The sequence below is a fragment of the Shewanella morhuae genome, assembly GCF_003028295.1.
GTDB lineage: Bacteria > Pseudomonadota > Gammaproteobacteria > Enterobacterales > Shewanellaceae > Shewanella > Shewanella morhuae.
On sequence record NZ_PYSG01000002.1, the window covers coordinates 650126 to 676686 of the forward strand.

The 26561-nt window shown below is 44.1% G+C and carries 21 protein-coding genes; 9 read left to right on the top strand and 12 right to left on the bottom strand.

Features of this window, described 5'->3' with window-relative positions; all coding sequences use genetic code 11:
• Positions 1-9: 9 nt before the first annotated feature.
• From C9I43_RS03375 to nadK, 3 genes are all read right to left on the bottom strand, one after another.
• On the bottom strand, positions 10-2814 hold the full coding sequence (locus C9I43_RS03375) for an FAD-binding and (Fe-S)-binding domain-containing protein (protein ID WP_107882105.1): 2805 nt from the start codon (positions 2812-2814) through the stop codon (positions 10-12).
• Positions 2815-2878: 64 nt separating this feature from the next.
• Positions 2879-4522: an L-lactate permease gene (locus C9I43_RS03380; protein ID WP_107882107.1), complete on the bottom strand. Its 1644-nt coding sequence runs from the start codon at positions 4520-4522 to the stop codon at positions 2879-2881.
• A gap of 830 nt (positions 4523-5352) precedes the next feature.
• Complete coding sequence (gene nadK, locus C9I43_RS03385; protein ID WP_107882108.1) at positions 5353-6231, bottom strand: NAD(+) kinase; 879 nt, start codon at positions 6229-6231, stop codon at positions 5353-5355.
• A 100-nt stretch (positions 6232-6331) separates the two neighbouring features.
• Here nadK and grpE point away from each other — a divergent pair, with 100 nt between their 5' ends.
• Positions 6332-6952 (top strand): nucleotide exchange factor GrpE, encoded by a 621-nt coding sequence (gene grpE / locus C9I43_RS03390; protein ID WP_107882111.1) that lies wholly within the window; start codon positions 6332-6334, stop codon positions 6950-6952.
• Between the two features lie 132 nt (positions 6953-7084).
• Here grpE and dxs read toward each other — a convergent pair whose 3' ends face one another.
• Genes dxs through xseB form a run of 3 tightly spaced genes read right to left on the bottom strand, consistent with a single transcriptional unit; the run spans position 7085 to position 10098 of the window.
• A complete protein-coding gene (gene dxs, locus C9I43_RS03395; protein WP_107882113.1) occupies positions 7085-8953 on the bottom strand; it encodes a 1-deoxy-D-xylulose-5-phosphate synthase in 1869 nt (622 codons plus the stop codon).
• Positions 8954-8974: 21 nt separating this feature from the next.
• Complete coding sequence (gene ispA / locus C9I43_RS03400; protein ID WP_076496864.1) at positions 8975-9856, bottom strand: (2E,6E)-farnesyl diphosphate synthase; 882 nt, start codon at positions 9854-9856, stop codon at positions 8975-8977.
• A gap of 2 nt (positions 9857-9858) precedes the next feature.
• A complete protein-coding gene (xseB, locus tag C9I43_RS03405) occupies positions 9859-10098 on the bottom strand; it encodes an exodeoxyribonuclease VII small subunit (RefSeq protein WP_076496863.1) in 240 nt (79 codons plus the stop codon).
• Positions 10099-10411: 313 nt separating this feature from the next.
• Here xseB and pomA point away from each other — a divergent pair, with 313 nt between their 5' ends.
• The 3 genes from pomA to thiI all read left to right on the top strand — a co-directional run bounded on the left by pomA (position 10412) and on the right by thiI (position 13915).
• Positions 10412-11179 carry a flagellar motor protein PomA gene (pomA, locus tag C9I43_RS03410; protein WP_076496862.1) on the top strand — a complete coding sequence of 256 codons (768 nt, stop codon included), beginning with the start codon at positions 10412-10414 and terminating at the stop codon, positions 11177-11179.
• Positions 11180-11182: 3 nt separating this feature from the next.
• Entirely contained in the window at positions 11183-12103 is a 921-nt protein-coding gene (locus C9I43_RS03415; protein ID WP_107882115.1) for a flagellar motor protein MotB, read from the top strand.
• A 357-nt stretch (positions 12104-12460) separates the two neighbouring features.
• Complete coding sequence (gene thiI / locus C9I43_RS03420) at positions 12461-13915, top strand: tRNA uracil 4-sulfurtransferase ThiI (RefSeq protein ID WP_107882117.1); 1455 nt, start codon at positions 12461-12463, stop codon at positions 13913-13915.
• Between the two features lie 145 nt (positions 13916-14060).
• On the opposite strand, the gene C9I43_RS03425 is transcribed toward thiI, so the two are convergent.
• Positions 14061-14297, bottom strand: coding sequence for a hypothetical protein (locus tag C9I43_RS03425; RefSeq protein WP_076496859.1), 237 nt, complete (start codon positions 14295-14297; stop codon positions 14061-14063).
• 176 nt (positions 14298-14473) lie between these two features.
• On the opposite strand from C9I43_RS03425, the gene C9I43_RS03430 reads away from it, so the two are divergent.
• From C9I43_RS03430 to rlmM, 4 genes are all read left to right on the top strand, one after another.
• On the top strand, positions 14474-15385 hold the full coding sequence (locus tag C9I43_RS03430) for a transcriptional regulator GcvA (RefSeq protein WP_076496858.1): 912 nt from the start codon (positions 14474-14476) through the stop codon (positions 15383-15385).
• Positions 15366-16028, top strand: a complete 663-nt coding sequence (locus tag C9I43_RS03435) for an alpha/beta family hydrolase (protein WP_107882119.1) — start codon at positions 15366-15368, stop codon at positions 16026-16028. The genes C9I43_RS03430 and C9I43_RS03435 overlap by 20 nt, the downstream gene beginning before the upstream one ends.
• Positions 16029-16067: 39 nt before the next feature.
• A complete protein-coding gene (locus tag C9I43_RS03440) occupies positions 16068-16460 on the top strand; it encodes a DUF423 domain-containing protein (protein WP_107882121.1) in 393 nt (130 codons plus the stop codon).
• 178 nt (positions 16461-16638) lie between these two features.
• The gene (gene rlmM / locus C9I43_RS03445) at positions 16639-17724 is read left to right on the top strand and encodes a 23S rRNA (cytidine(2498)-2'-O)-methyltransferase RlmM (protein ID WP_107882123.1); all 1086 of its coding nucleotides are present in this window, start codon (positions 16639-16641) and stop codon (positions 17722-17724) included.
• 166 nt (positions 17725-17890) lie between these two features.
• Here the strand turns inward: rlmM and C9I43_RS03450 are convergent, their stop codons facing one another.
• Positions 17891-18898: an isocitrate dehydrogenase gene (locus C9I43_RS03450; RefSeq protein ID WP_076496854.1), complete on the bottom strand. Its 1008-nt coding sequence runs from the start codon at positions 18896-18898 to the stop codon at positions 17891-17893.
• Between the two features lie 252 nt (positions 18899-19150).
• Between C9I43_RS03450 and C9I43_RS03455 the strand changes: the two genes are divergently transcribed.
• The gene (locus C9I43_RS03455) at positions 19151-21985 is read left to right on the top strand and encodes a S9 family peptidase (RefSeq protein WP_107882125.1); all 2835 of its coding nucleotides are present in this window, start codon (positions 19151-19153) and stop codon (positions 21983-21985) included.
• Between the two features lie 121 nt (positions 21986-22106).
• Here the strand turns inward: C9I43_RS03455 and C9I43_RS03460 are convergent, their stop codons facing one another.
• The 4 genes from C9I43_RS03460 to C9I43_RS03475 all read right to left on the bottom strand — a co-directional run bounded on the left by C9I43_RS03460 (position 22107) and on the right by C9I43_RS03475 (position 26454).
• A complete protein-coding gene (locus C9I43_RS03460) occupies positions 22107-22529 on the bottom strand; it encodes a DUF3192 domain-containing protein (protein ID WP_107882127.1) in 423 nt (140 codons plus the stop codon).
• A 114-nt stretch (positions 22530-22643) separates the two neighbouring features.
• Positions 22644-23426: a flap endonuclease Xni gene (xni, locus tag C9I43_RS03465; protein ID WP_107882128.1), complete on the bottom strand. Its 783-nt coding sequence runs from the start codon at positions 23424-23426 to the stop codon at positions 22644-22646.
• A 59-nt stretch (positions 23427-23485) separates the two neighbouring features.
• Entirely contained in the window at positions 23486-24841 is a 1356-nt protein-coding gene (gene ppnN / locus C9I43_RS03470; protein WP_107882130.1) for a nucleotide 5'-monophosphate nucleosidase PpnN, read from the bottom strand.
• Positions 24842-24897: 56 nt separating this feature from the next.
• A complete protein-coding gene (locus C9I43_RS03475; RefSeq protein ID WP_107882132.1) occupies positions 24898-26454 on the bottom strand; it encodes a GGDEF domain-containing protein in 1557 nt (518 codons plus the stop codon).
• Between the last annotated feature and the right edge of the window lie 107 nt (positions 26455-26561).

Here is a 26561-nt window from a genome sequence, read left to right on the forward strand (position 1 = left end):
TATCCTACATTAGCGGCTGCACTCTTCGAGTAGATAAGCCAAGTGGCGATAGGAAATGCCACTGTGCTGAGTGAGGCCAACCTCACACATACGGTTAGCGTAATAGCCTTCTTTAATCTCCACTGGGATCAGTTTTTTGATATTACGCAGTGCGCTGGCGTTAATTTCAGGCTTATACAAACCTTTTTCACCCGCGTAACCACAGCAATCAATTCCCGCAGGTTTTAGCACTTGCGCTGAGCAAGCATCGGCGATTGCTTGCATCTTAGGCTCGAGCTTCATCTTGCGTGCGCTACAACCTAAGTGCAGAGCCACATTAACTTTTTTGCTAATGTTGAGCTTAGTCAGTAAGTTGTCGTGCATAAATTCAACTAAGTCGATAATTTGCACTTTGGGATCACCTGACAAGGTCCGGTAAGTACAAGACAACGCATCGACTACCACGGGCAGCTTGCCGCCATGGGTCATTTTGCTTACTGCATCGATAAGCTCTTGGCGTTTAGCATCGGCGTTTTTAAAGTCGCCCTTCGATTCCCACATCTGGCCGCAGCATAAATCGCGGGTTTTCTCTGGCGTAATCACGTTATAGCCTGCGCGTTCCAGTAGCGTGACGACCACTTCTGGCAAAGTGCGGTTATCAGGGTCTTTTGGCGTTGGGCCAAAGGTTCGTCCGCCACAGGCAGGGAAGTAGACTACCGTTTCTTGGCCCACTTTTGCTGGTGATGGTGTTGGCAGTTTGCCGCCTTTCGGGAAATCGGGGTTCCAATACGGCACTTCTTTTGAAATCAGGCGGCCGGTTTTCATTAAGGCATGGGTGATGCCATCGCCAGTGATTTTGTGGATCACGCCGAGCATGTCAAAACCTGAGCTGATGACTTGGTTTACCGCGCCAAAGTGTTTTGCTTGGAAATCTAAGACTTTTTGTTCAGTAGTACTGATGTACGGCGTGCGCAGCTTACGTACCAGTTGCCCCATGCTGTTATCAACGGGACAGGCAATGGTACATAGCTGACAGGCAGCGCAGGTATCGACCACATCGTATTTAGCGGCGGCGCGCATTTCGGCTGCTGCGGCTTTATCGCCTGACTGCTCTAAGCGCTCGATTTCACGTAAAGTGGCAATACGTTGGCGCGGTGAGAAGTTAAGTGCCGATGTCGGACAGGTTTTTTCACAAAATCCACATTCAATACACTTATCGATAAAATCATCGACCACAGGGCAGGGCTTAATGTTTTTTACATGCACTGTGCTGTCATCGTTCAAGATAACGCCGGGGTTGAGCAAGCCTTGTGGGTCAAAAATATGCTTGATGCGTTTCATCAAAGTGTAGGCATCGGCGCCCCATTCCATTTCAACAAAAGGCGCTACCGCGCGGCCGGTACCGTGCTCGGCTTTCATCGAACCGTCGTATTTATGGATCACCATTTCAGCCACATCTTGCATAAATCTTTGGAAACGGTCGATATCGGTTTGTGAGGCAAAAGTTGGGGTGATAATAAAGTGGAAGTTACCCGCTAAGGCATGGCCGTAAATGACGCCTTCAGGATAGCCGTGTTTGTGGAACAGTTGGGTTAAATCTGCCGCTGCTTCGGCCAAATGTTCAACGTTAAAGGCGACGTCTTCAATAATAACTGAGCTGCCCTTAGGGCGCTCGCCGCCAATAATAGGGAACAAACCTGAGCGCATTGCCCAGTATTTGCTGTAAACACTGGCATCGCTACTGAAGGTAATGGGGCGTTCAGTTTTAAGATGTGCGAGTTTAGCAATCACATCTTGGGTATAACTTTCTAAGGTTTGTGCATCATTAGCGCGGGATTCAATCAGCAAAATGGCTGCGCCTTCTGGCAATGTGCTGAGCCAATCTGGCATGCCTTTTTTACCGGTAACGGCTTGAATCGATGCCCAGTCGAGTAATTCGGCGGCGGCAACACTGTGACCAATAATTGGTGGAATTGCGCTGGCGGCATCGACCATATTAAAGAATACTGCCATGGCAGAGGCTTTAAACTTGGCTTCATCGACTGTGTGGTAAGTGACTTCTTCAACAAAGGCTAAGGTGCCTTCGGCGCCCACAATCAAGTGGTTGATGAGCTCAAAAGGCTCTTCGAAATCAACCAAAGAGTTGATGCTATAACCTGTGGTGTTTTTGATGGAGTATTTTTTACGAATGCGTTGCGTAAGGACGTCATTGCTGCGAGTGAGTTTGGCTAATGCAGTCAATGAATCTAATAATTCGCCGTGGGATTTAGCAAATGCCGCTTTGGATTTGTCGCAACCAGTATTTAATTCAGTACCATCGGCAAACAGTAATTTAGCCGAGGCGATAGTTTGATAGCTGTTTTGCGCCGTGCCGCAGCACATACCTGAGGCATTGTTTGACACGATACCGCCCACCATTGCCGAGGCTAATGTGGCAGGGTCAGGGCCAATTTTTTTGTCCAGTGGCCGCAATACCGCGTTGGCATCTGCGCCAATCACCGCCGCGCCGAGGGTAATTTTTTGACTGTCGGGACTTACTTCAATGGTTCTAAAGCCGTCGTGGCCTAACATCAGCAAAATGCCTTCACCAATGGCTTGTCCCGATAAACTGGTGCCCGCTGCGCGAAAGGTAACGGGGACTTTATAGGCGCGGGCAACGGCAAGAGTGTCTTTTACCTGTGTAAGGTTATCTGCATGCACCACGATTTCAGGCACAATGCGAAAATAACTCGCGTCGGTAGACCAAGCAAAACGGCGCACAGGATCATTGGATACGGCAGGCTCACCGAGCTGTTTAATCAGGTCTTGATATACAGCATTATAATTAATGGACATAAGGCTACTCTCTTAACGCAATAAATGACCAAAGCCGCTACAGCGGCCTTGGATTTCAGTGGGCTTAGAAGCCACCCCAGAGTGTGGCTATCGTACCTGCCAATAATGCATAACCAATAGCAACGGGCATTGTCTTACGAATAATTTCAGACTCTCGTCCTGCCATACCTACGACCGTTGCGGCCGCAACTACGTTCATCACACACATCATGTTACCTGCGTTGGCACCTATGCCCTGTAGGGCTAACACTAACGCGTGATTCATACCGATATTGTCGGCCACACTGTACTGTAGGCCTGAGAACATCATATTTGAGAAGGTCGCAGAGCCCGATAGAAAGGCGCCGAAAATACCAACAATAGGCGACATCCAAGCCCACACAGAACCCATTGAGTGCGCCAGCATATCGGCTAATGCAACTGGCATTGAGGCTAAGCCTGCTCCATTGACACCAGAGTTTAAGAAGATTTTCACCATAGGCACTGACGCGCCGAGTGAAATAATGGTGGGTAACATGGATTTACATGACACACCAATCGTTTGTTTTATTGCAGGGCTTTTCATTCTGAACAGGAAGAAACCTAAAATACACACCACAATGAAGAAAATACCGGGTGCGTATAAAGTGGCAAAGCTGGCCTTAAGCTCAGTGCCCATTAGACCTGTCCAACTGATGTTAAAGCCCGATAACCATGTTTTTAACGGTGCAACTGTGCGTGATAACACCAGCAGCGCCGCCATAATGATATAAGGCGTCCAAGCGGCTATTTGTGAAAACTTAGCCGTTGTTGCGACTTTTCCGCTTTCTTGACTGTCATTCTCGGCAAAATCATTCCAAGGGGTTTTAGGCAGTAAATAACCTTTACGCGCTACAGGGATCACCATTGCCATACCGACTAAAGAACCGATAACAGAGGGAAATTCTGGACCAGCAATATAGTTGATAATCCAAGCGGGGACGGTAAAGGCAAGGCCTGCAAAAATCGCAAACTTCCAAATTGCTAAGCCTTCTTTAAAGGATTTATTGCGACCAAAAAAGCCAGTTAACATAGCGACCATCACCAATGGGATTAACGAGCCTGTGATTAAGTCGATAGTGATCATGTGCATAGCAATAAACTGCGCAAAGTCAGCATAGGTGCCGCCATGCTCAGCAATTTGCGCGGAGGCCATACTTACGCCGCCTTGCATTAAACCTTGCTCCATACCAAAGAGTACGGGTAAACCAATCGCGCCAAAGGACACACTGGCCGAGTCGGCAATTAGCGCGACCACAGCTGCGGCAATAGGGGGAACACCTAATAATACTAACAGCGGCGCACCAATGGCGGCTGGGGTACCAAAGCCGGCACTGCCTTCAATAAAGGCACCAAATAACCAACAAATGATGATGACTTGCACGCGAGCATCGGCACTGATGTTAGTAAAGCCTGCGCGGATAGTATCCATTGCCCCTGAATATTTCAGGGTGTTAAGTAAGAACACTGCGCCAAAAATAATGGTGAGTGGAGTAATAGCAGATAGCAGCCCTTCAAGGACTGATGCCGCCAGTAATGTGGTATCCATTTGCCAGATAAACACGGCGGCGAGTGCAGTGACTATCATGGAAATGGGCATCGCCTTTGATGCGGGCATTCTGAGTAACACTAAAAATAGCATTACGCTGATTACCGGCGTCAAGCTGGCGAGGAGTTGAAGTATTGTCATGCTAGCCTCTTCATCAAGTGGTCTGTCTTATTATTAATATTAGAATTTTCATCAGTTTTAATGTCGACTTCTCAGACCGATAAAACAGCAATTAATATTAAAAGTGTTAATGGCCTCGACATTCTGTGTTGTGTACTAGACGTTATTGTGAGTTTTACTAATATGATCTAGATCATTTTCGCTGCTATATGAAATGCCAATCTACCGTGCTGAGGGATGTGTCACTTAAAAGATATTTCTATATGTGAGCTTGATCACTTGAGTTGATGGCTGTGTGTTTAAATTTTTTATAAAAAATTTAAATAACTGCGATTTTAGTTATTACAATTGGGTTGTTACCCAATTAAGCCGTGGATAATGCAATAAACTGATCTTTTTATTTCATTAATGAGTGATTTTCAGTATCTAAAAAACACATACGGCACGTGATTGATGTCACATTATTTTGAGCTTTAAAAAGATGAACCTTTAGTGGTTTTGTATTACATGTTTGTTTTTTATTGGTTTATTGGGTAGTTGTTCGTTGTGACGAATATCGCTTTTTTCAAGCGTGATTTTATATTGTGACAAATATCACTTAACTTATTTTGTATTAATTTTAAATAAACTGAAATTTAATCACGGTTAATTACGTTGTATTTAGATATTTTGCTGAGTTGTCAAACTCTATAGATAAGTTATCTAGCGCCAACTGAAATATAGCGTTAGAACATTAAGCAGCGAACAATATAAAAATAATGATTTAATGCGCAGATAAATTAATATTTATGTTAATAAAAAAGAGACTGAATAGTCTCTTTTAGCAGGGTATTGATAAAAATAGTACTGACTTAAAATAACTTGCTGCCCCAACCTAATTTAGTGCGCAACACATGAAAATAATTATGCCCTTTAGGATGAATAAGTCGTAAACGCTCGGAGCTACGGCGCACTATGATTTCATCACCGGGTAATACGGCTAAATGGACGTGACCATCACAGCTGACCTCTAGGTTTTCACCATTCTCAGGGGAAACCACCATTTTAATGGTGCTACAAGCATCAACCACAATCGGACGACAAGATAAGGTGTGTGGAAACATAGGAACTAAGATCATTGCCTGCAGATTAGGTGTAAGAATCGCGCCTCCTGCAGAAAGTGCATAGGCTGTTGAGCCTGTTGGCGTAGACACTATCATGCCATCAGCACGTTGGCTGTACATGAATTGGTCGTCAATATAGACTTCAAATTCAATCATGTGGGCAATTTTACCCGGATGCAGTACCGCCTCATTCACGGCGGTATTACTTGCTTTAAGCTCCCCGTGGCGATACACCTTCGCTTCGAGTAAGAACCTGTGCTCGGTATCGAACTCACCGTCAAGCACTTTGGCGAGAGCTTCCTCGAAGGTATCGGGTGGTAAGTCGGTTAAGAAGCCTAAATTACCGCGGTTGACGCCAATAACACCTAAATCGAAGCGGGCTAATACCCTTGCTGCACCAAGCATATTGCCGTCACCACCCACGACGATAGCTAAGTCGCAGCGCGTGCCAATTTCGAGCAAATCAACAGCCTCGATATAAGGCCCTAATTCGGCAGCAACACGCTCTTCTACTAACACTTCAAAGCCTTGCATTGTCAGCCAATGATGTAGACGCTTTAAGGTTTGGTTAGTCCCTTGATGATGGGGCTTGCCGATTAGGCCAATAGTGTGAAACTTTGTGGTCATATTTATGCTAGATCTGCCCTTAGGCCTTGAAACGTCAAAATTGATCCCCATAATATGCCCAGAGTATTTCAGAAACAAAGCATTTTTAGCTGGAGTGAAAATGAGCAACGAATCGATTAAAGTAGAACAAGATCTGATCCAAGAGGGTGTAGAGTCTGAAGTGTCTACCACAGAAGCAAGTCTTATCGATGAGCTTACCCAGGCCAATTTCCGTATTGAAGAGCTGGAACAGTTACTCGCTGACGCTTTGGCGAAAGTTGAAGAACAAAAGGATTCAGTGATCCGCGCCGCCGCCGAAGTGGATAATATTCGTCGTCGCGCTGCAATGGATGTGGAAAAAGCGAATAAATTTGCCTTAGAAAAGTTTGCAAGTGAACTTTTGCCAGTTCTTGATAATATGGAACGCGCTTTAATGGGGACAAACCCAGAAGATGACGCGACGAAAGCGATTTATCAAGGCGTTGAGTTAACTCAAAAAAGCTTGCTTACCGCGGTGGCTAAATTTGGTGTTAAACAAATTGATCCACAAGGTCAGTCATTTAACCCAGATCTACATCAAGCGATTGGCATGCAACCAAGCAGTGAATTCCCTGCTAACACTGTGATGTTGGTGATGCAGAAGGGTTATGAGCTGAATAGCCGCTTACTACGCCCTGCGATGGTTATGGTGTCACAAGGCGGCCCTAACCAAGAAAGCGCAACGATAGATATCGAAGCTTAAGCTTTATTGGCTAGGCAGCTGTTATAAAGACAGCGACAAAAAAGGACTGCAATAGCAGTCCTTTTTTATGGGCGAAATTTTTTATGAGAGTCGCTAACGTCTTACAAAATAGCGCCTCTAAAGCTCAATAGCTTATTGTGCTAAATAGGTATTAATTTGCGCCAGTATGCCTTCAGCATCCAGTTGTAAGTCGTGGGTGACTTCTTCTGGTGCGCCGTGCTTAATAAACTCATCAGGTAAACCGATTTGCAATACAGGCTTAGGCATCTTTAACTTTTGTAGCAGTTCAAGGACGCCAGACCCTGCGCCGCCCATAATCGCATTTTCTTCCACTGTAACCAGTACGTCATGGCTTTTAGCCATTTCTTTGACCAGTTCAATATCCAGCGGTTTTACAAAGCGCATGTCGACTACTGTTGCATTTAAGCTTTCAGCTGCCGTCAATGTGGAAGCTAAAGTCGTACCAAAGTTGAGAATGGCAACGCGTTCACCAGTACGCTTAATGACGCCTTTACCTATCGGTAAGGCTGTCATAGTCTCGACCTGAGTTTCACCTGTTGCACTGCCTCTAGGGTAGCGTACTGCACTTGGGCCAGCGTTATAGCAATAACCTGTGTAGAGCATTTGACGACATTCGTTTTCGTTCGATGGCGCCATAATGACCATGTTTGGAATGCAGCGCATAAAGCTTAGATCAAATGCGCCTTGATGGGTTGGCCCATCCGCACCGACAATACCGCCGCGATCAATGGCAAATAATACCGGTAATTGTTGCAGTGCTACATCGTGAATCAGCTGATCATAGGCGCGTTGCAAAAATGTGGAGTAAATTGCCACTACCGGTTTGTAACCTTCGCAGGCAAAACCCGCCGCTAGGGTTACGGCGTGTTGTTCGGCTATCGCGGCATCAAAATATTGTTTCGGGAAGCGTTGGGAAAACTCCACCATGCCCGAACCTTCGCGCATGGCAGGGGTAATCGCTAATACTTTTTCATCTTGTTCGGCAATGTCGCATAACCATTTACCAAACACTTGCGAAAAGGTCGGTAAACCGGGTTTTGTGGCCGGTTTTTTAAACAGCGATGGGTCAAACTTAGGCACCGCATGCCAACCGATAGGATCTTTTTCAGCAGGCTCATAACCACGACCTTTCTTAGTCATGATGTGCAGCACTTGTGGACCTTTAAGATTGCGCATATTACGCATGGTCTCGACCAGAGCATCAACATCGTGGCCATCGATTGGGCCAATATAGTTGAAACCTAACTCTTCAAATAAAGTGCCAGGAACCACCATACCTTTAAGGTGTTCTTCAGTACGCTTAGCCATTTCTTTGATGACGGGCATGCCTTTCAACACTTTCTTGCCGCCTTCGCGCAGCGTAGTATAAAAACGGCCTGACATCAGTTGTGCTAAATGGTTATTAAGCGCACCGACATTTTCAGAAATCGACATTTCGTTGTCATTTAACACAACAAGCATGTCATTGTGCAAGTCGCCTGCGTGGTTCATGGCTTCAAACACCATACCGCCTGTCATCGCACCATCGCCGATTACGGCAACAACTTTACGACCCGCTTGCTCTTTTTCAGCGATAATTGCCATCGCCAGTGCTGCGCTGATTGATGTACCCGAATGACCGACACTAAAAGTGTCATATTCACTTTCTTCACGCCAAGGAAAAGGGTGCAAACCCTCTTTTTGCCGAATAGTCTGCATTCTATCGCGACGACCTGTAAGGATTTTATGCGGGTAGGCTTGATGGCCAACATCCCAAATCAAACGGTCAAAAGGAGTATTGTAGACATAGTGCAATGCAACGGTGAGCTCTACCGTGCCTAGGCCAGAGGCAAAATGACCGCTGGACATGCCAACAGACTTAAGCAGGAACTCGCGTAATTCATCGGCCACTTGTGGTAAAAGTGCCTGAGGAAGTTGGCGGAGTTCATTAGGGGTGTTGGCCTGTGCCAACACGGGAAACTGAGAAATGTCCAAACTCATAGCGAGATACTTCGACTCTTATTATATTCTTCGCTCAATGATATAGCGGGCGAAATCTGCAATTAACTGACTATTGTAGGGCAATTTAGCCAGCACTGATAGTGCTTCTTGGACCAGTTGTTTGGCGGTATCTTGTGCGCCTTGTAGTCCAAGTAATTGTGGAAAAGTACTCTTATTTGATTCTGTATCAGAGCCTTGCGGCTTACCGAGCTCTTCGGTAGTGGCTATGATATCGAGGATATCGTCTTGTACTTGGAAGGCGAGCCCGATGGCACGGGCAAAATCCATCATAGCAATATAGTGTTCTTTAGGCGCATTAGCGGCAATTAAAGCTAACTCAACGGCGCAACTAATAAGCGCGCCGGTTTTCATATTATGTAATTGAGTTAGTGCGTTAAGATCAATATTTTTATTGGTTGAAGCTAAATCTATTGCTTGACCACCGCACATGCCACGATAGCCTGAAGCTTTAGCTAAAACTCGCACCATGGCAATATGTTGTTCGCTGCTGATCCCTACTAGGGGCTCGGTAATAATTTCAAAGGCTAAGGTTTGCAGCGCATCTCCCGCTAAAATAGCGGTCGCCTCATCAAAAGCGATATGCACTGTGGGCTGACCACGGCGCAGTTCATCATTATCCATAGCAGGTAAATCGTCATGGATAAGTGAGTAAGCATGAATACATTCAATGGCTGCGGCGCATGCATCTAACTTATCGAGTTCAAGCCCAAACATGCGCCCGATACTGTAAACCAGAAATGGACGAATGCGTTTGCCACCTAATAAAGCGCCGTAAGTCATGGCAGCTTTTAATGTAGGAGCGCTATCTTCAAGCGTATTAAAACGCTGTTTTAATTGATTATCAACACGTTGCTGATATTCTTGAATGGTACTGGCTAGCACGCTTATTCGCCCTCAACGGCATAGGGGGACAGAGGCGCATTTTCATCTGGTTTCAATAAAATGGCCACTTTTTGTTGAGCTTGTTCGAGTTTGGCTTGGCTGTTTCGTACGAGATTAATGCCGCGTTCAAATTGTTTTAACGCGTCATCAAGTGAGATATCGCCTTGCTCTAAATCGGCAACGATGCGCTCTAGCTCGCCAAGGGATTCTTCGAAACTGAGATTTTCGGGTTTTTTAGCCACGTTTATATTTCCTTTAATTTAGCGGACACAAGGTATATCAGGGCGACGCAAGGGTCAAATTCAGACGATAAATATTTGCTCAATCGCACGCTTTGTAACTGAATTTTTTCCAGAAAATATAAATAGTCGCTAAACTTGCTTAGTGTATGTCCGATAACTGACAATAGTATCATCATTTGTATCGTAATTTTGAGCTCGATACACAAGTCTCACACGTATGGTCAGCAGGATTTTCACTCAATCGATTATCTGAGTGCCATTGCTTACCCAGAGTAAGTATTATGTTGTTTATTGAAAAAATTGAGGAGCCGTCGTGGATTTAGCAACAATAATAGGAATAGTGGGGGCTTTTGCTTTTATTCTCGGCGCTATGGTGACGAGTGGCGGCTTAATGATTTTCGTCGATGTGCCTTCGATTCTAATTGTGTTTGGTGGCTCCTTCTTTGTGGTCATGATGAAGTTTAATCTTAAACAATTTTTTGGAGCGGTAAAAATTGCAGCCAAAGCGTTTATATTTAAGCTTGATAAGCCCGAAGATTTGATTGAACAAGCGGTTGCTATGGCTGATGCCGCTCGTAAAGGTGGTTTTTTGGCCTTGGAAGAAGCACAAATCACCAATAGTTTCATGCAAAAAGCCGTTGATATGTTAGTTGATGGTCATGATGGTGAAGTCGTCCGTGCAGCATTAGAGAAAGATATTGCTTTGACCGAAGAACGTCATCGCACCGGGATTGCCATATTTAGAGCCGTCGGTGATGTTGGGCCTGCGATGGGGATGATTGGTACGCTGGTTGGTCTGGTTGCTATGTTGTCCAACATGTCAGATCCTAAGTCGATTGGCCCCTCTATGGCGGTAGCGCTGTTAACCACATTATACGGTTCTATGATGGCAAACATGGTTGCTATCCCTGTTGCGGATAAATTATCGCTGCGCATGGGGGAAGAGATGCTTAATCGTAATTTGATTATGGATGCTGTACTTGCTATTCAAGACGGACAAAATCCCCGTGTGATCGAAGGTTTCTTAAAAAATTATTTGGCTGAAAAAAATCGCAAAATTGATACCACGGACGGAGAGTAGCCCATGGCTAAGTGCAACTGTCCACCGCCCGGCGCACCGGCTTGGTTGGCAACATTTGCCGACTTGATGTCGTTGTTGATGTGTTTTTTCGTGTTGCTATTGTCATTTTCTGAAATGGACGTGTTGAAATTTCAACAGATTGCAGGCTCGATGAAATACGCTTTTGGTGTGCAAAATAAAGTTGAGCTGAAAGATATTCCTAAAGGTACCTCAGTTATTGCTTTAGAGTTTAGGCCCGGTCGCCCAGATCCCACGCCGATTGAGATTATCAATCAACAAACTAACGAAATGACTGAGCCCGTGCTGGATTATAAAGCGGGTGAAGACGATAGTTCTGGTGGTTCACAACAGCAAGATGGTTCCCAGCGCGGTGGTGAAGCAAGTGTTACTGCGCAAGATATTGCCAAAGCGGTTGAAGCCGAAGAGAGCGCTGCACAGGAAAAAATCAATGAGCAAGTCAAGAGAATGGCACAAGAGCTCAATAAAGAAATTATTGATGGTTCGATTGAAATTGAATCTTTGGGCCAGCAGATTATTATCCGCATCCGTGAAAAGGGCTCGTTTGCCTCGGGTTCGGGTTTTCTGCAACCTCGATTTAAACCTATTGTGCGCTCTGTGGGCGAACTATTAAAAGATGTGCCAGGGATTATTACCGTGTCAGGTTACACCGATGACATGCAAATTAGTGATGAACTTTATAGTTCTAACTGGGATCTATCTAGTAAACGTGCGGTAGCCGTAGCCCATGAATTATTACAGGTTAAAGGTTTTGATGCTAAACGAATGAAAGTAGTCGGTATGGCATCGAATAACCCAATAGTACCTAACGATTCAGCGGAGAATCGTGCCCGTAATCGCAGAGTAGAAATTGCGATAGAGCAAGGCAAAGCGAAAGAGTCGGAAGAGATTCAAATCGGCAAGTAGCTGTTCATATGCCCGGTTATGTTTGTTTTACTGCCGCGATAATATCGCGGCTTTTTTATGCGCCAAATTTTTACGTTAAGGATAAAAACTTTGATTTTTTAGCAATATTTTGGAGTACTTAAATGTAGAGTACTTAAATACAGTAGGGTAATTGTATCATTGCAGTAGGGTGTTAATTTTAGTGAGTTTTTAGTCGATAAATACACTCAAATGCAACGTGATTTTAGATACGAAAATAGCTTGGATTACGGTGGTACAAGCCCGCTGAAACTCGCATGTTTAGGTTACTTGGGTATATAATCCCCCGATTATTATTTTAGCCAATTTTACTTTTTCAAAATTGCCCGCGGAAATCCCATGAAGTTTATTGTAAAGCTGTATCCAGAAATCATGATGAAGAGCAAACCAGTTCGTATGCGCTTCACCAAAATGCTCGAAACCAATATTCGTAATGTGCTGAAAAAAGTTGATGAGGACGCTAAAGTCCAACGTCAATGGGATCGCATTATGGTGATGGTACCTAAGGACAAACCTGAGTTAGCCCAAGCCTTTGGTGAGCGTCTGGCATGTATTCCGGGTATTGCACACGTTGTGCAAGTTGATGAATACAGCTTTGAGTCTGTGGATGATATTTATCAGCAAGTTTTACCCGTCTATCGTGACCAACTAGCGGGCAAAACCTTTTGCGTGCGAGTGAAACGCTCTGGCGATCATGATTTTAAGTCGATTGAGGTTGAGCGTTATGTTGGCGGCGGCTTAAATCAGTTTACTGATGCCGTTGGCGTGCGTTTAAAAAATCCCGATATTACCGTTAACCTCGAAATTGACCGCGATAATCTGTACATGGTCACTAAGCGTATTGAAGGCTTAGGTGGTTTCCCAATGGCGACGCAGGAAGATGTATTGTCATTGATTTCGGGTGGTTTTGATTCGGGTGTCTCTAGCTATCAATTTATCAAAAAAGGCGCTCGTACCCACTACTGCTTTTTCAATTTGGGCGGCGCGCAGCATGAAATTGGCGTTAAGCAAGTGGCCTACCATTTATGGAAAACCTACGGTGAATCCCATAAAGTTAAATTCATTTCAATCCCTTTTGAACCTGTTGTAGCGGAAATTTTAGAGCGTATTGATAACGGTCAAATGGGTGTTGTGCTTAAACGCATGATGATGCGCACTGCGGCGCGTATTGCTGAGCGTATGGGCATTCAAGCACTGGTGACCGGTGAGAGCTTAGGCCAAGTGTCTAGCCAGACGTTAACCAATCTTAACGTGATTGACCGTTGTACAGAGCTATTAATTTTACGTCCGCTGATTGCCATGGATAAACAAGACATTATTAATGAAAGTCGCCGAATTGGTACGGAAGACTTTGCCAAATCGATGCCTGAATACTGCGGCGTTATTTCGCAAAAGCCTACGGTGAAGGCGGTACTAGCGAAAGTCGAGGCGGAAGAGAAGAAATTCTCAGAGGACTTGATTGATCAAATCATCGCTCAATCTGTCACTATTGATATTAGGGAAATAGCTGAACAAATGGATACTCAGATAACTGAGACTGAAACTGTTGCCAGCATTGATGCTAATGAAGTGGTTATTGATATTCGCGCTCCCGAAGAAGAAGAGCGTAAACCGTTGCAAATTGAAGGGGTAGAGATCAAACAAATTCCTTTCTTCAAGTTAGCGACTCAGTTTGCCGATCTCGATAAGCAAAAGACCTACTTATTGTATTGTGAACGCGGGGTGATGAGTAAATTACAGGCGCTATATTTAATTGAGCAAGGTTACAGCAACGTGAAAGTGTATCGCCCATAAAACCGTGTAAATGAGCTTATTGCGCGGAGAATGAACCGTAGCAGTAGGCTTTTAGTCCGATTTAACACAAAAAATAAAAAACCGCATATTAATGCGGTTTTTTATTTTGATAACTTCTGTAAAACAACCTGAAATCGTTTATCAACTATTGGGCTTTAACAACCTGCGGGGTGTTAATCGCATCATCCTCAGCAATCAACAGTGTGGCTTCTTGCAGTAGCTCTTGATGCATTTTATCCATCGCGGCACCTAAGTCTGCAGTAATACTTGTTTGTAAGTCGCTAGTATCGATGACGATTTCGTCAGCGAACACGTTAGCATTGGCATTAAAACTGAGTGCAGCGATAAAAACTAACGCAAACGCCGATTTTACATTGAACATAGTCGCCTCCGGGCTGACAAAATGACGCTGTCAGACATTCCCATCACCGATTCGAGATTGTCTAACGAGTGTGTTTCTCTGGCACAAAATTTAACCAAAATAGCTGGCCTTTACAAACGATTAAATGTAACAATAAGGATTAGAAAAACTAATTAAAAAATGAGATAGAGATCACGATGTCAAGACGATTACCACCGCTGAACGCGGTTAAAGCATTTGAAGCCGCGGCGCGGCACTTGAGTTTTACCCGAGCGGCGGAAGAATTGTTCGTTACCCAAGCTGCGGTAAGCCATCAAATTAAGGCATTAGAAGATTTTCTCGGATTAAAATTATTTCGCCGAAAGAATCGTTCTTTATTACTAACTGAAGAAGGGCAGAGTTACTTTCTTGACATTAAAGACGTCTTTATTCAACTCGCCGACGCCACTGACCGGCTATTAGCTCGCAGTGCAGTAGGTTCGCTCACTGTAAGTATGTCACCGAGTTTTGCTATCCAGTGGTTAGTGCCTCGTTTAGCCAAGTTCAGTGAAAAAAATCCTGATATTGATGTACGCATTAAAGCGGTAGATAGTGAGTCGAGTTCTTTAACGGACGACGTCGATGTCGCTATTTATTATGGCTTAGGCAGTTGGCCTGGCCTGCGCGCTGATAAGCTCAGAAACGAAGTGCTTATTCCCGTGTGTTCGCCCATGTTACTCAATGGTACAAAGCCACTATCACAACCGAGTGATTTGAAATATCACACACTCTTACATGACATGAATCGTCACGATTGGCAGGCATGGTTTAGGCAGTGTGGGATTACTGATATTAATGTGAACCAAGGACCTATTTTTAGTCATTCATCTTTGGTATTACAAGCTGCAGCCCATGGTCAAGGTGTGGCATTGGGCTATAGCGTACTGGCACGTCCCGATATAAAAGCGGGGCGACTTGTGTGTCCATTTGAAGAAGTATTGGTGAGTAAGGATGCATACTACTTAGTTTGCCAGCAAAACCATGCTGAGCTGGGTAAGGTTGTGGCGTTTCGCGAATGGATGTTAGACATGTTTGCTGAGGAGTCACGTAGTGAGTTGTTGCCCGGATAAGCCCAGTTATATCGTAGACGGGCTGCCTGCAAGTAGCTTGATTTTATTTGCCCATGGCGCAGGGGCTAACATGGACTCAGATTTTATGCAGGCGATGTCGGCGGGGCTGGTGGCTAAGGGTTTTCAGGTCATGCGCTTTAATTTCCTCTATATGCAGGCAAATGCTGTTGACGGTAAAAGACGTCCACCTGACCGTGCACCTAAATTGCTCGCTTGTTTGACACAGATGCTCGATATTGCTCAATCATTGCCAGCAGTTGAGCGTGTGATACTGATGGGTAAATCGATGGGCGGCCGCATGGCGGCGCTATTGGCATGCGATCCGTTGATAGCTACGCGCATCGATAGCGTCATTTGTTTAGGCTATCCCTTTGTACCGCTCAAAGGCGGCGATCCAAGATTGGGGCCGTTGAATGAATGCCAAGTCCCGGTATTAGTTGTGCAAGGCGAGCGGGATAAGTTTGGTGGCAAAGAGCAAATACCGAGTTGGCCGTTGAAACCTGAGATAAAACTCGCTTGGATAACTGATGGCGATCATAGTTTTACTCCAAGAAAGTCGTCAGGTACCACAGAGGCGGCTAATCTGGCTCGTGCCATTGATTTATCAAGCAATTTTATTAGTGAACAGAATGTACTTACATGAATGTTGAATGAATTAAGGCTATTTAAGCAGGGGTGTTAAATGCGTAAAGGTTTATTATTACTCGCCGCGATGAGCGGATTCTTAGCGGTTGCTTTAGGTGCCTTTGGTGCCCATGGTCTTAAGGCTGTTGCGCCACCAGACTTAATTGAAGTGTTTAACTTAGGTGTGCAATATCATTTCTATCATACTTTTGCCTTGGTTATGCTCGCGTTTTCTGGCCAATGGCTGACGTCACGTTTATTGGACTGGGCGGCATACCTATTTATTGTAGGTATTATGCTATTTTCTGGTTCGTTATATGGATTGGCACTTATTGGCACTAAATGGCTTGGGCCCATTACGCCAATTGGCGGCGGATGCTTTTTACTCGGTTGGTTACTATTTGCCGCAGCAGTATGGCGTCATAAAGTGGTGGATGGCCATGAGTCTTAATGTAGAAAATTAACGTTCGTTTTTAAGCTTTAAAATCGGCTGAATGGTTTTAATCAGCAAGACACTGATGCCTTGTTTGCATTGACGGCAAATAGGGCATTTTTTTACTTAAATTGCTATACTGGCGCCCAAATTGATAGTCAGCCATAACTTTGGCTTGGATTTCTCAGGGATCCCCATGAAAAACCTATTTTTATTTTGCCGTGCTGGCTTTGAAAAAGAATGCGCGGCAGAAATTCAGCAGCGCGCCGCAGAGCTTAATGTCGGCGGCTTTGTTAAAGCGAACAACAATGACGCTTATGTGGTCTTCCAAGGCTTTGAAGACGATGCAGCTGAGGCGTTAGTTAAGCAATTACCACTTGCTTCATTAATTTTTGCTCGCCAAATGTTTGCCGCCAGTGATTTATTAATCGACTTGCCAGAAAATGACAGAGTGACGCCAATCGTTGCCGCCTTAAGTGATGTCAGTAAAGCGGGTGAATTACGCGTTGAAACGCCAGATACCAACGAAGCCAAAGAGTTATCGGCTTTTTGCCGTAAATTCACCGTACCTTTGCGTCAGCATTTGAAAAAATCGGGTAGTTTACTCGCTCAAGAAAACCCTAAACGCCCGATTATCCACGTGTGTTTTGTGGGGCCTGGTCGTGCTTATGTGGGATATTCTTATAGTAATAATAGCTCTCCCCATTTTATGGGTATTCCACGCCTAAGAATGGCGGCAGATGCACCAAGTCGCTCTAGCTTAAAACTTGATGAAGCATTTGGTCAGTTTGTGCCCAAAGAAGAGCAAGAAGAGCGTATTCGTAGTGGTATGAATTCAGTTGACTTAGGCGCATGTCCAGGCGGTTGGACTTATCAACTTGTGCGTCGTGGTATGTTTGTCTCTGCGGTAGATAATGGCCCTATGGATGAGAAGTTAATGCAAACGGGTCAGGTTAAACATTTCCGTGAAGACGGTTTTCGTTTTGAACCACAGCGTAAAAATATCTATTGGTTAGTGTGTGACATGGTTGAAAAACCCGCGCGCGTAGCCGAGTTGATTGAAGCATGGGCGATAAACGGTTGGTTTAAGGAAGCTATTTTTAACCTTAAATTGCCGATGAAGAGTCGTTATAAAGAGGTCATAGCGATTCTTGAAACCATGCAGACTATTCTAAAAGAAAATGGTGTTACCGATTTTAAAGTGCAGTGCAAACATCTTTACCATGACCGAGATGAAGTGACTGTGCATTTATGGCTGCGCCCCGATACCGCGTGGAATTAATCCCTGCGATTATCTTGCACTAAATCGACGCAGGTTTAAAAGTGACATAACAAAAAGCCCCAAAGGAAACTTTGGGGCTTTTTAGTGCCTGTTCATTTGAGTTTTAAACCGAAGCTCAAGATTGAACAAGCGCGTTATAGACTCGTCTGTAACGCGCTATACACTATTACAGACGCTCAAGTACTGCTTGAGTGAAATCAGTCGTACCGTGCGTGCCACCTAAATCGTGAGTTGTACGGTCGCCTTCTGCAATCACTGCAGATACGGCTTTACGGATTTGCTCTGCTTTGTCAGCCATACCTAAATATTCTAGCATTTGGATAGACGCTAAAATGACTGAGGTTGGGTTTGCTAGATTTTTGCCAGCGATATCAGGTGCACTACCGTGAACGGCTTCAAAAATTGCCGCATCGCGGCCAATGTTTGCACCGGGTGCCATACCTAAACCACCGACTAAACCAGCACACAGATCCGATAAGATGTCACCAAACAGGTTGGTTGTAACGATCACATCGAAGTTTTCTGGGTTCATTACTAGCTTCATGCACGTTGCATCGACAATCATTTCTTCTGTCTTGATGTCTGGGTAGCGTAGGCTCACTTCACGAGCCACTTTCAGGAACAAACCTGAGGTTGACTTCATAATGTTAGCTTTGTGAACGATAGTGACTTTCTTACGGTTTTCTTTACGTGCCAGCTCATAAGCGAAAGTGGCGATTTGCTCAGCACCTTGACGAGTAATGACACTGGTCGCTTCTGCCGTTAACCCATCTTCAGACACTTTTTGACCGAAACCTGAATACATGCCTTCAGTGTTTTCACGCACAGTGATGATATCAATATTTTCGTAACGAGCTTTGGTGCCTTTGAAAGATAGCACTGGGCGGACGTTTGCATATAGACCGAATTTTTTACGTAACGTGACGTTGATTGAAGTAAAACCTTCACCAACAGGCGTTGTTAGCGGGCCTTTTAGGGTAATACGGTTTTTTTCAATTAGCTCTAAAGTGCGCTGCGGCAGTAACTCACCTTGTTTTTCGAGTGCTGTCAGGCCTGCATCGGCAAATTCATATTCAAAATCACAGCCTACTTTATCAAGAATTTGTAAGGCTGAATCAATGATACTTGGGCCAATTCCATCACCTGGAATTACGGTTATCGTTCTTTTTGACATGGAGAAGTCCTTCCACGGTTCGTGGTTACTGCAATTGTCTGCCCCAGATTAACTGGATAGCAGGACTATGAAATAGGTATTTTTTCTGCGCATTATTTTACCCACCTTTGATCAAACTTCACAGGGAATAGTGAGTAATATCACGATATTTTATGTGGTATTACTTGTAAAAAGACGGGCTTCTCACCATGATGGAAACCCAAAGGTTAAAAAGTCTACTTTAGTCTAACAAATATATAAAAGAGGAAGACATTGAAGTTAATATCTATTACATCTGTGATGTTGTTATCCATCGGGATACTACCGCCAGCACTAGCGGAAAATAGCACTAAGCCGCTCACCCTAACTGACATTATGCATTTTGAATCCCTCGGTAAACCGGTTATTTCAGACACTGGACAGGTTATCGCGGTTGAATCCTCGCCTGACCGTGGTGATAGTCATGTCATTGCGAAAAACATCTCGTTACAACAAAGTTATCAAGTTGCTGGTGGGTCAGATCCGCAAGTGAGCCACGATGGTCGTTATATTGCTGTAGTGGTTAAACCGAGTTTACTTACGCTTGAAACGAGCGATGCCAAAGCGAAGAAAAAACTCAAATCCGCCATGGTATTACTTGATACCCAAACGGGTACACAAACCCGTTTTGAGCGCGTGCAGGAATTTGCTTTCAGCGACGAAGGTAAACATCTGGCTATTTGGTTTGAAGCCGACGAAGAGTCCAAAAAAGAAGTTGAGCCAAAAGTTGCTGAAACATTAGTCGAGGTCGGCACCGTAAGTACAGCAAAACCGGCGAAGCCAAAGGTGGATAAGTTTGACCAAGGTCGACGTTTTACTTTGCTTAGTTTAGAAAATCTAACTCAACAAATCGATATTGAGCAGGTTACTGGCTATGTGTTTGATAAAAATAGCCGCAGATTGGCATTAGCGGTAAATGATATTACTAATAAACAGCATCAGTTGCAGTTAGTGGATTTAAAAACTCACAAGAAAACAGTTGTTTTTGACTCGTCTAACCAACAAGTAGGGGCTTTAGCACTGGCTAAAAATGGTCGTTGGCTGGCGTTCACCCAAGGTAAAGACAGTGAGTTACCCTATGGTCGCAACTACCAGTTATCCTTGGTCGATTTGTCATCGGGCAAAATAAGTAAACCCCCAGAGTCACCCGAATGGAAGCTTAATCGTTACACTCGTTTAAGCTTCTCATTAGACAGTGAGCGACTGTTCTTTGGTCGTGTACCTGAGGTGAGTCAGCAGTTAAGTTTGCAGAAAATTACCGAAGAAAATGATTTGTTTAATACCGATATTGTCACCGCGCAGCGTGGGCTTAAGGTATGGCATGGTGATGATCCGCGCATTAAGCCTCATGAAATCAAACAATACGACAAAGAGCAAAAACGGACTTACCTAGCGGTACTACATTTAGGCTCTAATAATGTGGTGCAGCTTGGTGATAAAACGGTGCCTGATGTGACGATTTCGCAGCACAAACGCTTTATGTTAGCCAGCTCCGATTTACCCTATCGCAAAATGGCAACTTGGGCAGGGTTCTATCAAGACTATTATCTGATTGATATAAATACAGGCCTTAAGGTGCCATTTTTGACTCAGCAGCCCAGTGATGCTGAGCCAAGCTTATCGGGTAACGGTAAGTATGTGGTCTATTATCAGCAAGGTAATGTGTATCTTTATGATATTGCCCAGGCGCAGCGCTCTAACCTAACCCGATCTATAAAGGTCAGTTTTGCCGATGAAGATCATGATTATCCATCTAGTGCGCCGGGATACGGTTTTGGTCCTTGGCTTAAGGATGACGCTGGGATATTGGTCTATGACAAATACGATGTTTGGCAATTTAATACCGAATCTAAAGCCGGTTTTACTTTAACTGAGGGAAAGGGCCGTGCTCAAAAAATTCAATATCGACTAGCGGGCTTAGTCGATAATCCCGACGAGCCGACTGAGCTTGCCTACAATGCCACTATTTTACTCCATGGTTATAGTGATAAAACTAAAGCCGATGGTTTTTACCAAGCAACGCTGGGCGAAGCGGGCGTTAAGACTCTGATGCAAGGTGAGTATAAGTTGACCGTATTGGGCCGCAGTAAAGATGCCGATACTGTCGTATTTTCTAAGGAACGCTTTGATTTATTCCCCGATTTGTATACGGCCAGTTATAACGCGCCGCAAAATGCAGTGAGGCAGACCGATTTAGACAAGCAACGCCAAGCGTTTAATTGGAGTAAAGCCGAGTTAGTTCACTGGACCAATAGCGATGGTAAGCCGTTAGATGGCGTACTGATTAAGCCCACTAATTATCAAGCGGGTAAACGCGTTCCTGTGCTGGTTTATTACTATCGATTTATGACCGATAGGCTGCATGCATTCCCGCAGATGAACATCAACCACCGGCCTAATTTTGCTTGGTATATCAATAATGGTTATGCAGTGTTCCTGCCTGATATCCGTTTTGAGATTGGTTATCCGGGGGCGAGTTCTGTGCAAGCGCTGACATCTGGCGTGCAGAAGCTCATTGATATGGGCGTTGCCGATCCCGATGCAATCGGGTTACAAGGTCATTCTTGGAGTGGTTACCAAACGGCGTTTGCCATCACGCAAACTAAGATGTTTAAGGCCGCAGTCGCGGGTGCGCCGGTGGCCAATATGACCAGTGCCTACAGCGGTATTCGCCATGGTACGGGAGTGGCGCGTCAGTTCCAGTACGAAACGGGGCAAAGTCGTATTGGCGCGAGTTTGTTTGCTGCACCGCAAAAATATATTGAAAATTCACCCGTATTTTACGCTGACCGTATTCAAACGCCTTTAATGATTATGTTTGGTGATAAAGATGATGCCGTTCCTTGGGAGCAAGGGGTTGAAATGTATTTAGCGATGCGCCGCGCGGGCAAAGATGTAGTGTTCTTACAATATGAGGACGAGCCACATCATTTGAAAAAGTACCCTAATAAGCTCGATTACAGTATGCGTATGATGCAGTATTTTGACCATTATCTGAAGGGGACCCCCGCGCCAGCATGGCTCAGTAAAGGTGAGGCTTACGTCGAGTACAAGGCTGACGTTGAATAAACTGTTGGCTTAATGTCATCCATTTATTATTAAGTTACTGCATCGTTGAGTAACTGAGTGGATTGTAAAAGCTAAAACGCCACCGATTGGGTGGCGTTTTTTAAATCTTTGTTGGTGGTATTTACTTATTGGTTAAGATGTCATGGGGCGGATTGCGCATAGTGTCTGTAGCCGAATCGAGGTATTGCTTGTAGGTATCTTGGCCCCATGCAATCAATTGACCATTTTCAAAAATAAGCGGAGTGCATTCTTCTTTGGTGGTGACGCCATCTGATTTTTCATGGTGAGTGCGATAAAATAATACCTGCAATTGAGTTTCTTTTAACCTTTTCGCCTCTGAAAAATCTGCCTTACCCAGCAATGTTTTTACTGAGGCAATATTTTGCCCTAGAACTAAATCGCTAATTTTCTGACTATTGTAGGCTTGTCTATCTTCCCAACTCATATCATCGGGTGTCGGTTCATAAACCAGTATAACCACAGCAACAAAGGCAACATAAGCGGCAAAAATACTACCAATAATGACTGAAATTTTTGATTTCATTTATCGTTATTCCTTTATCATCATTCGATGAGTGACCTAAGCTCGCCCTAAAATACGCTGTTGTTGTTCTTAGGTAAATGCAAATGTTGCAACTTGGTTAATTGTAGTTTGGTCTTAATTGCTGGGATTGTCAGGCCGGGAATAAATAACACGAAAGTCTTTTAAATTAATATTAAGCGGTAAGTCCGTTTGTAGCTGCGCTAGCTTATAGCTTAGCCTTGCCATCTCTTTGCCTTCGGCGAGTTTTTTTGCTTGCTTAGCACCTAAGTTTGATAATGATGAAAACAACGTGGGTAGGGTTCTGAAGGTTTTTAATAATTCAGCCGCAGATTTTGGGCCAATGCCGGCAATACCTGGGATTTTATTGCCACTATCTCCCGCTAAGGCCATTAAATCGAGAAACTGATTGCGGTCGACCCCAAACTTTTGCTCCAGAGCAACGATATCAAGGTATTGTTGATTAAAATGATCCCACTGGCTGATGTGGCGATGATTGAGCTGACTAAATCCCTTGTCGGTGGATACAATAATCGCTTCACCTTGAGCTTTAGTCATTTTCATTGCTAGTGTTGCAATCACATCATCAGCTTCAGCGGCAGCATAAATTGAGCCAATGTTTATTGTACTTAAATGTGCTTGCAGCGCCGCTAAACCCATTGCTAACGGTTCTGGCATAGGTTTTCGGCCTTTTTTATAATCGGGGTAAAGCTGTTTGCGCCATGAGATTTCATCACCGTCCCACACCATAGCCACATGGGTTGGGCGGTGAACTCGCAGCAGCTTAGTGCACGCCAAACTCACGCGCTCAGTTAAACTTTGCATATCGGTGTCATCAGGGATCGCCGCGTAGATGCGACGAACCAAGTTGAGAGCATCGATGATTAAAAACTTGTTCATGGTAATGTACTTATTTCACTCGCAACTTTATTTGATTATTCAATGATGTATTTTACAGTCTATTTGACTATCTGATAACAAGGAACATAAGCGCTACCAGGTAGTTTCATTCTGTGTTGTTGTACAAATGCATTCAAGAGCGTATCCATCATATCCATGAGCTGTGGATCGCCTTTTAATTGGAAAGGACCGTTGTGCTCAATCTGTTTGATCGTGTCTGACTTGACATTACCCGCCACTATACCCGAAAACGCTTTACGAAGGTTGGCAGCAAGTTTTGCTTTATCGGTTTGAAAGTGTAAGTCTAAATTTGCCATCACTTCGTGCGTAGGGATAAAAGGTAGCTGGAATTCTGGCTCAATTTTTAATGCCCACTGATATTGGTAAGCATCACCGGTTGAGCGGCGATAGGCTTTGACCTGCTCCATGCCTTGTTTCATCAACCGTGCGACTTCAGTGGGGTTGTCGATAATAATTTGGTACTTTTTCTGCGCGATAGGGCCTAAAGTTGAGGCGATAAACTCATCAATTTTAATGAAGTAGTCAGCACTTTCTATAGGGCCTGTGAGTATTAGTGGATACGGCGTTTCTTGATTTTCTTCATTAAGTAAAATACCCAATATATAGAGCAATTCTTCAGCTGTGCCTGCGCCACCAGGAAAAATAATAATACCGTGACCTAAGCGCACAAAAGCTTCGAGGCGTTTTTCTATATCGGGTAAAATCACCAGTTCATTAACGATTTGATTGGGCGGCTCAGCAGCAATGATACTCGGTTCAGTTAAACCAATATAACGCGCATTTTTAATCCGTTGCTTAGCGTGACCGATTGCTGCACCTTTCATTGGGCCTTCCATTGCACCAGGCCCACAGCCAGTACAAATGTCGAGTCCTCTTAGGCCCAACTGATAACCGACTTCACGGGTGTATTGATATTCGATGGCATTAATACTGTGCCCGCCCCAACAAACGATCACATTAGGATCTTTCATTGGTGCAATTGCCCGTGCGTTTCGTAGAATATCGAATACCACATTAGTAATATGGTGGGCATTGGTTAGGTTAATATGCTCTAGTGCGCTATATCTATCGCTGATATAGAGGATGTCGCGTAAGACGCAGAATAGATATTCTTGAATGCCAGTAATAATTTGGCCATCTACAAAGGCTTGTTCGGGAGGATTAACTAACTCTAATTTAACTCCACGCTCTCGTTGTAACACATGGATGTCGAAATCGTGATATTGCTCAAACAGGGCTTTAGAGTTATCTGTTTTTAAACCTGCGGCAAGGACCGCTAATGAGCAGTTGCGATATAACTGATATAACGGACTTTGGGCATTTTTTTTGAGTCGTTCTACTTCAAGCTGTGACAGCTGATCCATGCTGCCTTTAGGGCTGACTTTTACTATCATTTACCACTCCTTCGTGTTGACAGGAGTGATAAAAAGAAACGTATAGTGAGGCTTAATTATACGTCAATCACAACCCTGTCTCTGCTTTCGTGTTTTGCTTTATAGAGTGCTGCATCGGCGCGTTCGAAAGTCTCATTTATGAGCTCACTTCCTATAACTTGCGCGGCGCCTATAGATACTGTAACCGTAATTCTCTGATTCTTAAATTTAAATGGTATATTTTTTATCTTTTCACGCACTCTGTTTAAAAGTTGAGCAATGTCAGCAGGAGCCACATCAGGCAATAACAGAACAAATTCTTCACCGCCATAGCGGGCAACAAATTCAGACTCCCGCAGGGAGTTTTTTAACGCCATCGCAATAACCTGCAGGGTTTTATCCCCCGTGCTATGGCCAAAGCTGTCATTAATCGCTTTAAAATGGTCGATGTCAGCAATCGCTACCCATAACGGCGTTTTATGACGCTGATAGTTACGGTACTCCATGTCCATGCGTTCTTCTAAGGCCGCGCGGTTAGGCAGTTGGGTTAAACTATCAAGCAAATTGAGTTTCTGTTGTTCGAATAAACGCTCTTTGTAGGTGTTTGCCTCATAACTTAATTCATTGAGCTCTTTACGCATGGTCTCCATTGATTTAAGTAACAGTGCTTGATCTCGTTGTTCTAAGGCTTCTTTGCGGGATAATGTTGAACGGATAGAACTCAATTGAGTCGTCAATTGGGCTTTCAGTGCAACGATATCTTCTGTCTCAATAATGGCTTCACCGACATTATCGACGTAAGTGTTAATTTCTCGATTAAGTTGCGCCTTGAGCAGAAAGCTACGTTGATTACGATTGTAAGATTCACTCACCACCTCACGAACTGCGGCTAAAGCATCATTGAGCGCGAATAAAAACTCTTGTGACGCAGACTTTTCACGGGCAATGTTATCCAGTAACAAGGCTAAAATGGTGTGGTATGCATCGAGTAAACAATCAATTTCAACTTCAGAGGCCAGTACTTCTTTAATCTGAAGCACTTGTTCACGCTGATCTTTACGAAACTCAATTTCTGAAACCATCTGTGCTAGCTCATGGGCTAGCTGCTGGTGTTTTGGCTGAACATCAAGTTTTTCAGATTCACCAAATTGTTGCTGTAATATCGTTTCGTAAAAACCAATAATCTGTTTAACTTTAGGAATATACTCCCACAGTGTATGAAAAGGCTTATCAAGATCTTGCTTGAAATAATTGATTTCTTTTTTGAGCTTTTCGGGTGCCGATTTAACGCGCTGTAGCTGACGGATAACACGTGTCAAACATGCTCGGCTCTCTTCGAGCTGTACCATAGCATTATAATATTGGCCTTTTAGCAGACGCTCGACATCAACTAACTCAGGCAACGCTTCATCAACTCGTTCAAACGTATTTAAGTTATGACGAAGTTTGGCAAGTTTATTATCTAGCTCAAGATTCTGTCCCTTACAGGCAAGGCTTAAGTGACTAATAAATTGCAGTAGTATTTGCAACTTTGCATGCCTATCTTCATTCACTTCATCGAGGGCAGCTTTTGCCGAATGAAGCTTCTGTTGCAGTAAAGCAAGTTGTGAGACTGTAGCGCCTGAATCCTTCATCCTGAATGTTGTCCTAACTCTTTAAGGCTAAAAAACATGACGATCCTTTGTCTTGATATTAGCGGTTAACTTATGTCACTAATGTTATAACATGGGGCATAGAGTGC

Excerpts from the sequence above, each read along its gene's own strand:
- C9I43_RS03375 (WP_107882105.1), bottom strand. The coding sequence starts at position 2,814 with ATGTCCATTAATTATAATGCTGTATATCAAGACCTGATTAAACAGCTC.
- C9I43_RS03475 (WP_107882132.1), bottom strand. The coding sequence starts at position 26,454 with ATGAAGGATTCAGGCGCTACAGTCTCACAACTTGCTTTACTGCAACAG.
- C9I43_RS03450 (WP_076496854.1), bottom strand. The coding sequence starts at position 18,898 with ATGTCAAAAAGAACGATAACCGTAATTCCAGGTGATGGAATTGGCCCA.
- dxs (WP_107882113.1), bottom strand. The coding sequence starts at position 8,953 with ATGAGTTTGGACATTTCTCAGTTTCCCGTGTTGGCACAGGCCAACACC.
- C9I43_RS03440 (WP_107882121.1), top strand. The coding sequence starts at position 16,068 with ATGCGTAAAGGTTTATTATTACTCGCCGCGATGAGCGGATTCTTAGCG.
- rlmM (WP_107882123.1), top strand. The coding sequence starts at position 16,639 with ATGAAAAACCTATTTTTATTTTGCCGTGCTGGCTTTGAAAAAGAATGC.
- xni (WP_107882128.1), bottom strand. The coding sequence starts at position 23,426 with ATGAACAAGTTTTTAATCATCGATGCTCTCAACTTGGTTCGTCGCATC.
- C9I43_RS03415 (WP_107882115.1), top strand. The coding sequence starts at position 11,183 with ATGGCTAAGTGCAACTGTCCACCGCCCGGCGCACCGGCTTGGTTGGCA.
- nadK (WP_107882108.1), bottom strand. The coding sequence starts at position 6,231 with ATGACCACAAAGTTTCACACTATTGGCCTAATCGGCAAGCCCCATCAT.
- thiI (WP_107882117.1), top strand. The coding sequence starts at position 12,461 with ATGAAGTTTATTGTAAAGCTGTATCCAGAAATCATGATGAAGAGCAAA.
- C9I43_RS03460 (WP_107882127.1), bottom strand. The coding sequence starts at position 22,529 with ATGAAATCAAAAATTTCAGTCATTATTGGTAGTATTTTTGCCGCTTAT.
- grpE (WP_107882111.1), top strand. The coding sequence starts at position 6,332 with ATGAGCAACGAATCGATTAAAGTAGAACAAGATCTGATCCAAGAGGGT.
- C9I43_RS03425 (WP_076496859.1), bottom strand. The coding sequence starts at position 14,297 with ATGTTCAATGTAAAATCGGCGTTTGCGTTAGTTTTTATCGCTGCACTC.
- C9I43_RS03380 (WP_107882107.1), bottom strand. The coding sequence starts at position 4,522 with ATGACAATACTTCAACTCCTCGCCAGCTTGACGCCGGTAATCAGCGTA.
- C9I43_RS03430 (WP_076496858.1), top strand. The coding sequence starts at position 14,474 with ATGTCAAGACGATTACCACCGCTGAACGCGGTTAAAGCATTTGAAGCC.
- ppnN (WP_107882130.1), bottom strand. The coding sequence starts at position 24,841 with ATGATAGTAAAAGTCAGCCCTAAAGGCAGCATGGATCAGCTGTCACAG.